This is a genomic window from Streptomyces sp. NBC_00091, from assembly GCF_026343185.1.
Taxonomy (GTDB): Bacteria; Actinomycetota; Actinomycetes; order Streptomycetales; family Streptomycetaceae; genus Streptomyces.
This window is the reverse complement of sequence record NZ_JAPEMA010000003.1, coordinates 72,362-83,530: the sequence shown is the minus strand read 5'-3', so window position 1 is coordinate 83,530 and position 11,169 is coordinate 72,362. Positions and strand designations below refer to the sequence as shown.

Annotated in this window: 5 protein-coding genes; 4 read left to right on the top strand and 1 reads right to left on the bottom strand. The window is 75.2% G+C overall.

Going from position 1 to position 11,169, the window contains the following annotated elements; all coding sequences use genetic code 11:
• Window positions 1-16: 16 nt before the first annotated feature.
• The 4 genes from OOK34_RS31770 to OOK34_RS31755 all read left to right on the top strand — a co-directional run bounded on the left by OOK34_RS31770 (window position 17) and on the right by OOK34_RS31755 (window position 9,813).
• Window positions 17-1,042 carry a TauD/TfdA family dioxygenase gene (locus tag OOK34_RS31770; RefSeq protein WP_267037601.1) on the top strand — a complete coding sequence of 342 codons (1,026 nt, stop codon included), beginning with the start codon at window positions 17-19 and terminating at the stop codon, window positions 1,040-1,042.
• Complete coding sequence (locus OOK34_RS31765; RefSeq protein ID WP_267037600.1) at window positions 1,039-2,808, top strand: non-ribosomal peptide synthetase; 1,770 nt, start codon at window positions 1,039-1,041, stop codon at window positions 2,806-2,808. Before OOK34_RS31770 ends, OOK34_RS31765 begins: the two co-directional genes overlap by 4 nt.
• Window positions 2,809-2,978: 170 nt before the next feature.
• Window positions 2,979-4,031 (top strand): cell division protein ZapE, encoded by a 1,053-nt coding sequence (gene zapE / locus OOK34_RS31760; protein WP_267037599.1) that lies wholly within the window; start codon window positions 2,979-2,981, stop codon window positions 4,029-4,031.
• A 70-nt stretch (window positions 4,032-4,101) separates the two neighbouring features.
• The gene (locus OOK34_RS31755; RefSeq protein WP_267037598.1) at window positions 4,102-9,813 is read left to right on the top strand and encodes a type I polyketide synthase; all 5,712 of its coding nucleotides are present in this window, start codon (window positions 4,102-4,104) and stop codon (window positions 9,811-9,813) included.
• Window positions 9,814-9,893: 80 nt separating this feature from the next.
• On the opposite strand, the gene OOK34_RS31750 is transcribed toward OOK34_RS31755, so the two are convergent.
• Entirely contained in the window at window positions 9,894-11,102 is a 1,209-nt protein-coding gene (locus OOK34_RS31750; protein ID WP_267037597.1) for a cytochrome P450, read from the bottom strand.
• Between the last annotated feature and the right edge of the window lie 67 nt (window positions 11,103-11,169).

The following is an 11,169-nucleotide window of genomic DNA, read 5'->3' as shown; positions in this document are numbered from 1 at the left end:
GGAGAACCCCGAAGACATGACCACCCTGTCCCTCTCCCGCACCGCCCCCCTCAGCCTGCGGGTCACCCCCGGCGCCCCCACCCGGGTCGCCGCCCGCCCGGCCGCCGGCCTCGAACAGACCTGCCACTGGCTCTCCGCCTCCCGCGGGGCCCTGCGCGCGGCCCTCGCCGAAAGCGGCGCGCTCCTCCTGCGCGGCCTGCCCCTGCACGACCCGGCCGACTTCGCCCGCATCCGCGACGCCCTGTTCACCGAGCGCACCGCCTACCGGGAGAAGGCCACCCCGCGCAGCGACTTCGGCGACGACGTCTTCTCCTCCACCGACCTGCCGTCCGCGCAGCCGATCCGCCCCCACAACGAGAACAGCTACACCCTCACCTTTCCCGGCCGGCTGCTCTTCGGCTGCCTGATCGCCCCCGAACAGGGCGGCGCCACCCCCGTCACCGACGTCCGGCAGGTGCTGCGCAACCTCCCCGAGGACCTCGTGCGCCGCTTCCGCGCCACCGGCTGGCGGCTGACCCGCTCCTACTCCGACCACCTGTCCGTCGACTGGCGGACCGCCTTCGCCACCGATTCGCGCGACGAGGTCGAGCGCTACTGCGCCGCGAACCGGATCAGCTGCTCCTGGCAGCCGGACGGCACCCTGCGCACCGCCCAGGTACGGCCCGCCGTCATCCGCCACCCGCACACCGGCGAGGAGGTCTGGTTCAACCACGCCGCGTTCTGGAACCAGTGGGCCCTGGACGCCGAGCTGCGCCAGGTGCTCCTGGACGAACTCGGCCCCGACGGGCTGCCCTTCGACACCTCCTTCGGCGACGGCACCCCGCTCACCGAGGAGCAGGTCGCCGCCATCGACCGCGCGTACGACGCCGCGACCGTACGGGAGGACTGGCGCCCCGGCGACGTCCTGCTCGTCGACAACCTCCTGACCGCCCACGGCCGGGAGGCCTACCGGGGCGAGCGCCGCATCCTGGTCGCCATGGGCGACCCCGTGGCCCTGTCCGACTGCCGCCCGTCCACCGAGAGCGCCGGATTCCCCTCATGACCACCGCATCCGCAGCCCCGTACGCGTCCGCCCCCGCGCCGGCCGCCGCCCCCGATCCCGGGCGGCTGTTCGCCGCGGCCGTCGCCCGCGACCCCGGCCGCACCGCCGTCGTCGCCCCCGACCGCTCCCTCACCTTCGCCGAACTGGACACCGCGTCCGCCCGGGCCGCCGCCGGCCTGCTGGCCCGGGGCGCCGGACGCGGCACCCGGGTGGGCATCGCCCTGCCGCGCGGAGCCGACCTGGTCGTGGCCCTGCTCGCGGTCTGGCGCGCGGGCGCCGCCTACGTCCCCCTGGACCCGGCCTACCCCGAGGCCCACCGCCTGCGCATCGCCCGCGAAGCCGGCCTGCACCACGTACTGCACGAGCTGCCCGCACCGGGCGAGGAGGGCGCCGCCGACTGGGCCGCCGTCCACCCGCTGGAGACGGCGTACGTCATCCACACCTCCGGCACCACCGGCCGCCCCAAGGGGGTCGAGGCCACCCGCGGCGGGGTCGCCCGCCTGATGGCCGCCCTCGCCGCCTCGGGCACCCACGGGCCCGGCCCCGCCACGGTCGCCTGGAACGCCAGCACCTCCTTCGACGCGTCCGTCCAGCAGTGGACCCGCGTGTGCCGGGGCGACACCCTCGTCCTCCTCGACGACGAGACCCGCGCCGACCCGGAGCGGCTCGCCGCCACCCTGCGCGCCCACGCCGTCACGGACCTCGACGCCACCCCCTCCCACTGGGCCACCCTCCACGACCGCCTCACCGACCGGGCCGCGCACGAGCCGCCGCTGCGCCTGCACCTCGGCGGCGAACAGGTCCCGGCCGCCCTCTGGCAGCGCATCGCCGAGGCCACCGCCCGCGGAGTCCTGGAGGCCGTCAACCTCTACGGGCCCACCGAGTTCACCGTCGACGCCACCGCCGCCCCCGTCCTCGGCCCCGACCCGCACGCCGGCCGCCCCCTGCCCGGCATCCGCGTCTACGTCCTCGACGCACGCCTGCGCCGGCTGCCCGCCGGGGAGACCGGCGAGGTGTACCTGGCGGGCGACCGCCCCGCCCGCGGCTACGCCGGCCGCCCCGCCGCCACCGCCGAACGCTTCACGGCCGACCCCTGGCAGGCCGACGGATCCCGCATGTACCGCACCGGCGACCGCGGCCGGCTCCGCCCGGACGGCACCCTCGAACTCCTCGGCCGCACCGACCGCCAGGTCAAACTGCGCGGCCTGCGCATCGAACCCGGCGAGGTCGAGGCCGCCCTGGCCGGCCACCCCTCGGTCGCCGCGGCCGCGGTGGAACCGCGCGGGGAGACGCTCACCGCCTACTGGCTGCCCGCCCCCGGCACCGGCACCGACCCCGCACCGCTGCGCGCCCACCTGGCGGACCGGCTGCCCGCGCACCTGGTCCCGGCCGCCTTCCAGGCGGTCAGCCCGTGGCCGCTGGCCCCCGGCGGCAAGCTCGACCGCGCCGCCCTGCCCACCGCGCCCCCGCCGCCGCACCCCGGGACCGGCCCGGACGCGGGCCCGGACACGGGCCCGGACGAGGAGCTGCGGACCCCGGCCGAGCGGCTCGTCGCCGAGGTCTGGTCCACCGTCCTGGGCCGGGACGCCGTCCGGGCCGGCGACGACTTCTTCGCCCTCGGCGGGCACTCCCTGATGGCCCTGCGCGTGGTGGCCCGCGTCCGCGCCGAACTCGGCGTCACCCTCCCCACCAAGGACGTCTACCGCCACCCCCGCCTGCGCGACCTGGCCGCGCACGTCACCACCCTGGCCGGACCGGCCGAGTAGGGGTGGCCGGCGCCCGGTCAGGGGTGCCCGGGCCGGACGCAGGGGTGGGGGGAGGGGTCGCGGTGATCCAGCCTTGGAGGGGACCGTACGCGTCGGGAATGATGATCATCTCTTGATCGCTCGTGCGCATCAGGATTCGATACCAACGGGAAACTGGTGATCATCAGTTGATGCGGGAGTTCGAACACGCCGCCCAGCAGGCCGGATTCGTGCTGGACGACGCCCAGCGGCAGGCCGCCCTCAGGCTCGGCGAACTCGGCGCGGAGGTGACGCGGCGACGGGGACTGCTGCGCCGCAACCCCGCACCACCGCGCGGGGTGTACCTGTGGGGGTCGGTCGGCCGCGGCAAGAGCTGGCTGACCACCACCTTCTACGAGGCCCTGCCGCTGCGGAACAAGCGCCGGCTGCACTTCCACGACTTCTTCCGCGAGTTCCACGCCGCGTACTACCGCCACCGCGGCGACCGCCGGGTCACCGACCTCGCCGTCACCGAACTCCTCGGCGACTGCCGCTTCCTCGTCTTCGACGAGTTCCACGTCCACGACGCCGGTGACGCGATGCTGATCGGCCGGGTGCTCAGGTCGATCCTCGACCAGAAGATCACCCTGCTCACCACCTCGAACTACCCTCCGGCCGGACTGCTCCCCAACCCGGTCTTCCACGAGATGTTCGAGCCCACGATCAAGATGCTCGAAGAGACCATGGACGTGGTCGAGCTCGGCGGCGGACGCGACTACCGGGCCGAGTACGCATCCGGCGCGGCCCGCTCCGAGTTCGAGCGCGGGGCGTACGTCTGGCCCGGCACCGGCGAGCAGCTCGCCGAGCAGGGCCTGAGCCTGCCCGAGGCCGCCGAACGCCGGCCGGTGGAGGTCAGCGGCGGCCGCACGGTGCCCGCGCTGGCGGTCCGCGGCGACCTGGTCTGGTTCGACTTCCACGACCTGTGCGACCAGCCGAACTCGACCGGCGACTACCTGGCCGTGGTGGACCGCTTCCCCCGCTGGGTGCTCTCCGGCCTGCCCCGCCTGGCCGGGGAGAACCGGGACGCGGCCCAGCGGTTCGCCAACCTGATCGACGTGCTCTGCGACCGGGACGTACGCCTCGTCCTCGTCGGAGAGGCACCGCTCGACGACGTACTGCGCGGCGAGACCCTGCCGCTCGACGTCAACCGGACCGCGAGCCGCCTGTCGCTGCTGTCCGCCACGGCCGACTCCGACGCGCACTGAGCGGGGCCCGGACGGTGCGGAACGCGCGGCTCCCTCCGCAGCTGTTTCCGACATCAGACAACAAAGGGCTATGCCGATGGCGACCGAACAAGAACTCCGCGACTACCTGAAGCGCGCGACCGTCGAACTGCGCTCCGTCAAGCAGCAGCTCCACGATGCCGAGGAAGCGGGCCACGAGCCCATCGCCATCGTGGGAATGGGCTGCCGCTTCCCCGGCGGCGTGACGTCGCCGGAGGACCTGTGGCGGCTGCTCGACGGGGGAGTCGACGCGATCTCCCCCTTCCCCGCCGACCGCGGCTGGGACCTCGAAGCGCTGTACGACCCGGACCCCGAGCGGCCCGGTACGACGTACACCCGCGAGGGCGGGTTCATCGACCGCGTCGCCGAGTTCGACGCCGCGTTCTTCGGGATCAACCAGCGCGAGGCCCTGGCGATGGACCCCCAGCAGCGCCTCCTGATGGAGACCGCCTGGGAGGTCGTCGAACGCGCCGGGATCGACGCCGCCTCGCTGCGCGGCAGCCGCACCGGAGTGTTCCTCTCGGTGATGTACCACGACTACGCCAACCTCCTGGAGGGCCGGGAGAACCTGGCCGGCTACGTCATCAACGGCAGCGCCGGCAGCATCGCCTCGGGCCGCATCGCCTACACCTTCGGCTTCGAGGGCCCCGCCCTCACCGTGGACACGGCCTGCTCGTCCTCGCTGGTGACCCTGCACCTGGCCGCCGAGTCGCTGCGCCGCGGCGAGTGCTCCCTCGCGATGACCGGCGGCGCGACGGTCATGTCCACGCCCGCCTCCTTCGTGGAGTTCAGCCGCCAGCGCTCCCTCGCCCCCGACGGCCGCTGCAAGCCCTTCTCCGCGCACGCGGACGGCACGGGCTGGTCCGAAGGCGTCGGCATGCTCCTCCTGGAGCGGCTCTCGGACGCCCGGCGCAACGGCCACGAGGTGCTCGCGGTGATCCGGGGCACGGCCGTCAACCAGGACGGCGCCAGCAACGGCCTCACCGCCCCCAACGGCCCCTCGCAGCAACGGGTCATCGGGCAGGCCCTGGCCAACGCCCGGCTGACCGCCGACCAGATCGACGCGGTCGAGGCCCACGGCACGGGCACCTCGCTCGGCGACCCCATCGAGGCGCAGTCGCTGCTCGCGGCCTACGGCCAGGACAGGCCCGCGGACCAGCCCCTGTGGCTGGGCTCGCTCAAGTCCAACATCGGCCACACCCAGGCAGCCGCCGGAGCCGGCGGGGTCATCAAGATGGTCATGGCCATGCGCCACGGCGTACTCCCCAAGTCCCTGCACGCCGAAGAGCCGACCCCGCACGTCGACTGGGCCTCCGGCGCCGTGGAGCTGCTCGCCGAAGCCCGGCCGTGGCCCGCGACCGGACGCCCCCGGCGCGCCGCCGTGTCCTCCTTCGGCATCAGCGGCACCAACGCCCACGCCATCCTGGAACAGGCCCCCGAACCGCTCCCGGCGCAGGACACCCCGGCCGCCGGAGCCCCGGCCGCCGACGCCCCCGACGCGGACACCGCCGCGCCCGCCGCCCGCCCCGCGGCCTTCTCCCGCAGCGCGAGCGCCACCGCCCCGCCCCTGCCCTGGCCGCTCTCCGGCCGCACCGCCCCGGCCCTCGCCGCGCAGGCCGAGCGGCTGCGGGACCGGCTCGGGGCCGACCCCGCCCTGGACCCGCACGCCGTGGCCGGCGCCCTCCTGCACACCCGCTCGGCCTTCGAACACCGCGCGGTCCTCCTCGCCGGGGACCGGCCCGGCTTCCTGCGGCAGCTGGACGCGCTGGCCGCCGGCCCGGACACGGGCCAGGACGACGGACAGCGCCCCGACGGGCTGATCACCGGCGTGGCCCGGGCGTCCGGCGTCCGGCCGGTCTTCGTCTTCCCCGGCCAGGGCTCGCAGTGGACCGGCATGGCCCTCGGACTCCTCGACAGCTCCCCGGCCTTCGCCGAACGCATCGAAGCGTGCGAGGCCGCGTTCGCCCCGTACGTGGACTGGTCGCTGACCGACGTCCTGCGGGCGGCGGACGGCGCGCCCTCCCTGGACCGGGTGGACGTCCTGCAGCCCGCCCTGTTCGCGGTGATGCTCTCCCTCGCCGAACTCTGGCGGGCCTGCGGCGTCGAACCGGCCGCCGTGGTCGGCCACAGCCAGGGCGAGGTCGCCGCGGCCGTCGTCGCCGGCGCGCTGTCCCTGGCCGACGGGGCCAGGATCGTCGCCCTGCGCAGCCAGGCCCTGCTGGAGCTGTCGGGAACCAGCGCGATGGCCTCGGTCGCCCTGCCGGCCGAGCGGGTCGCCGACCTGCTGCCCGCCTGGGACGGCCGGCTCTCCCTCGCCGCCGTCAACGGACCGACCTCCGTGGTCGTCGCGGGCGACCGCACGGCCCTGGAGGAACTGCTGGAGAAGCTGACGGCCGACGGCGTCTGGGCCCGGCGGGTCCCCGGTGTGGACACCCCGGGGCACTCGGCGCGCATCGAGGAGGTGCGCGAACGGATGCTCGACGCCCTCGCCACCGCCGCCCCGGCCGAATCCGCCGTCCCCTACTACTCCACCGTGACCGGCACCCTCCTGGACACCGAGGGGCTCGACGCCGGCTACTGGTACCGCAACATGCGCCAGACGGTCCAGCTCGAGCAGGCCGTGCGCGCCCTCGCCGCCGACGGTTACGCCCACTTCCTGGAGATCAGCCCCCACCCGGTGCTGGGCGTGGGCCTGGCCGAGACCCTCGAACAGACCGGCACCGACGCCTTCCTGGGCGAGACGCTGCGCCGGGACGCCGGCGGCACCGGACGCTTCCTCAGCTCCCTCGCCGCCGCCCACGTCCACGGCGTGGAGGTGGACTGGGACGCGGCGTACGCCGGGCACCTGCCGCACCCCGCCGACCTGCCCGCGTACGCCGGCCTGCCCACGTACGCCTTCCAGCGCAGCCGGTACTGGCCGGAGGCGTTCGCCCCCGCCGGCGACGCGACCGCGCTGGGCCTCGGCTCCGCCGGACACCCGCTGCTCGGCGCCGCCGTCCCGCTGCCGGACACCGACGGGTTCCTCTTCACCACCCGCCTCTCGCGGACCTCCCACCCCTGGCTCGCCGACCACGCGCTGCTGGACCACGCCCTGCTGCCGGGCACCGCGTTCCTGGAGCTGGCCCTGCACGCCGGCCGGCAGCTCGGCTGCGCACGCGTGGAGGAACTGGTCCTGGAGGCACCGCTGCCGCTGCCCGAACACGGCGGCGTCCAGGTCCAGCTCACCGTCGGCGCGGCCGACGGGGCGGGCAGGCGGCCGGTGGCCGTGTACGCCCGTACCGACGGCGCGGGCGCCGACCCGGCCGGGACCGGGCAGCCGTGGACCCGCCACGCCGGCGGGCACCTCGCCCCGGACACCGCCCCCGCGGCCGCCGCCTTCGGGGTGTGGCCGCCCGAGGGCGCGAGCCCGGTCGACGTGAGCGGCCTCTACGCCGAGTTCGCGGCGGCGGGCTTCGGGTACGGGCCCGCCTTCCAGGGCCTGCGCGCCGCGTGGCGCCGGGGCGACGAGGTCTTCGCCGAGGTCCGTCTGCCCGAGGACCAGCAGGGCGCCGCGGCCCGCTTCGGCCTGCACCCCGCACTGTCGGACTCCGCCCTGCACGCGATCCCGCTCGGCGCGCTGCCCGGCGGGGATGGCGGGATCGGCGGGATCGGCCAGGGGCGGATGCCGTTCGCCTGGCACGACGTGACCCTGCACGCCACCGGCGCCCAGGCGCTGCGGGTCTCCCTCGCACCCGCCGGGAACGACGCCGTCTCCCTGGAACTCACCGACCAGACCGGCCTTCCGGTGGCCGGCGTCGGATCGCTGGTGCTGCGGCCCCTGACCCGCGAGCAGCTCGCCGGGGCCCGCCCCGGGCACGGCGACGCCCTGTTCCGCCTCGACTGGACCCCGCTCCCCGCGCCCCTGGCGGCCCCCGACGGGCCCTGGGCGGTGCTGGGTGCGGCCACCCCCGGCCCGGCCTCCGGGGCGCAGCGGATCGGGGACCTCGCGGAGCTCACCACCGTCCCGGCGCTCGTGCTGGCCTCGCCCGCCGCGGGCGCCGCCGAGGTGCGCTCCGCCACCGCCGCCACCCTCGCACTGCTCCGGTCGTGGCTGGCCGACGCCCGCTTCGAGGACTCCCGGCTGGCCGTGGTCACCCGGGGCGCGGTGGCGACGGGGGAGGGCGACGGGGCGCCGGACCTGGTCCAGGCAGCCGTGTGGGGCCTGGTGCGCTCGGCGCAGTCGGAGCACCCGGAGCGGTTCCTGCTGATCGACCTGGAGCAGCGGGACACCGCCGCCGCCGAGGCCGCCGACCACGAGGCCCTGGCCCGGGCCGTGGCGTCCGGCGAGCCCCAGAGCGCGGTCCGCGGCGGCACCGTGCACGCCCTGCGCCTGGCCCGCGCGGCCACGGCCCCAGCCGCGACCGCAACCACAGACGTGGCCGGCGAGCCGCTCTTCGCCCCCGGCGGCACCGTCCTGGTCACCGGCGGAACCGGAACCCTGGGCCGCGCGGTGGCCCGCCACCTGGTGACGCAGCACGGCGTCCGCCACCTCCTCCTGGCCAGCCGCTCCGGCGGCGCCGAGGACCTGGTGGCGGAACTGGCCGCGCTGGGCGCCGCCACGACCGTCGCCGCCTGCGACGTAGCCGACCGGGACGCCCTGGCCGGGCTGCTCGCCGCGATCCCGGCCGGGCACCCGCTGACCGCGGTCGTCCACACGGCCGGCGTCCTGGACGACGGCGTGGTCGAATCCCTCACCCCGGAACGCTTCGAAGCGGTCCTGCGCCCCAAGGCCGACGCCGCCTGGAACCTCCACGAACTCACCGCGGGCCTCGGCCTGTCGGCGTTCGTCCTCTTCTCCTCCGCCGCCAGCCTGTTCGGCGCCCCCGGCCAGGGCAACTACGCGGCCGCCAACGCCTACGTCGACGCCCTCGCCCAGTACCGGCGCTCCCTCGGCCTGCCCGCGCAGTCCCTCGCCTGGGGCCTGTGGGCCGAACGCAGCGGTATGACCGGACACCTCGACGGGGCCGGACTCGCCCGCATCGAACGCGCCGGAGCCCAGGCCCTGACGACCGCCGAGGGCCTCGGCCTCTTCGACGCCGCGCTCACCTCCCCCGAGGCGGTGCTCGTCCCGATGCGGGTGGACCTCGCGGCGGTACGCGCCCAGGCGGCGGCCGGCGAGAGCGTGCCCCGGCTGCTGCGCGCCCTGGTTCCGCCGCCGGTGCGCCGGGCCGCCGCCGAGGCGGCGCCCGTGACCTCGCTGGCGCACCAGCTGGCCGGGCTCCCGGAGAACGAGCGCACCCGGATCCTGTCCGACCTGGTACGCGGCCACGCCGCCACCGTCCTCGGCCACGCCGGGCCGCAGGCGGTCGAGGCCGACCGCGGCTTCCTGGAGCTGGGGCTCGACTCGCTGACGGCGGTCCAGCTCCGCAACCGCCTCGGTACCGCCACCGGACTGCGCCTGCCCACCACGCTGGTCTTCGACTATCCGACCCCGGCCGCGCTCGCCGCGTACCTGCGCGGCCTGCTGGTGGTCGAGGAGCCGCGGCCGGCGGTGTTCGGCGAACTGGACCGGCTGGAGGGCGCCCTCCGGGCGACCGCCTCCCAGGACTCCGAAGAGGTCCGGGCCGAGGTGTCCGCGCGCCTGGCGGACCTGCTGGCGCTCTTCGGGACGACGGCGCCCGGCGGGAGCGCCGGCGAGGCCGGCGCCGGCACCGCCGCCGCGGCCCTGGGCACCGCCTCCGCCGATGAGATATTCGACTTCATCCAGGCGGAATTCGGCAGGTAGGAGCGGGCCGGAAAGCAGAGGGGCCTGCGGCAGGCGGAGTGATCCGTCTGGCGCAGGCCCTTTCCCTTTTGTGTTCCCCGTTACGGGCGAAGGCGCACCGGAAGCGCCTCCAGGCCCTGCATCATAAAGCTCTTGCGCCAGCGCAATTCGGAATCCGGCACGGCAAGGGAAAGGTCCGGGAAGCGGGCCAGGATATCGCGCAGGGCGATTTCCATTTCCGCCCGGGCGAGCGGCGCACCGACGCAGTAGTGGATTCCGTGCCCGAATCCCAGGTGGCCGTTGGTGGACCGGGCGACGTCGAGCTGGTGCGGGCAGGCGAACTTCGCCTCGTCCCGGTTGGCCGACCCGAGCAGCACCGACACGTACTCGCCGGCCCCGACGCTCACCCCGCCCAGCTCCAGCGGCTCCGTGGCGTAGCGCAGGGTCGCCCGGTTGCCCGGGCCCTCGTAGCGCAGGAACTCCTCGTTGGCGGCCGGAATGAGGCCCGGGTCCGCGCGGACCGCCGCGAGCTGCCGCGGGTGGTTGAGCAGGGCCCGTACGCCGTGCCCGATCATGTTCACGGTGGTTTCGTAGCCGGCCACCACCAGCAGGAAGACCGTCGAGACCAGTTCGACGTCGGAAAGCTGGTCCTGGTCGTCGCGGGCGGTCACCAGCGCGCTGATGAGGTCGTCGCCCGGATCGGCGCGCTTGTGCTGGATCATCTGCCCGATGTGCTGCCCGAACTTCGCCATGTTCGCGCCGGCGTTCTCGTTGTCGTTCGACATGATGGCGCCCGTCAGCCCCACCAGGACCGGCAGGTGTTCGGCCGTGATGCCCAGCAGCTCGCCGAGCACCTTGACCGGGAAGACCGCCGTGTAGTGCTCCACCAGGTCGACCACGCCGTCGCCGGATTCGGCGGCCGCCTTCTCGGCCGAGTCGAGCAGCTCCGCGCTGATCCGCTCGATCGTGGGCCGCAGCCGCTCCACGCTGCGCGCGGTCAGGGCCTTGTTGACCAGCTTGCGCAGCCGGGTGTGGCCCGGCGGGTCCATGTTCAGCATGTGCCGGCCCACCGAGCTGTGCTCCAGCCGGGGCGTGCCGCCCTCGCTCATCTCGCGGTCGAAGTAGCCCAGCTCGACCGAGGTGTCGATGTCCTTGGACAGCGCCGGGTGCGTCATGGCGGTCCGGGCCTCCTCGTGGCTGACAACCGCCCACACGCGCAGGCCGCTGGGCAGCAGCATCCGGTGCACCGGGCCCTTCGCCCTGAGGTCGGCGAAGGCCGGATAGGGGTTGCTCAGAAACTCGTCATCCATTATCGGAAGGGACACGAAAACTCCTCGGATTGCAGAATAGGGGTTGCCGAAGGGGCTGCTTCAGGGG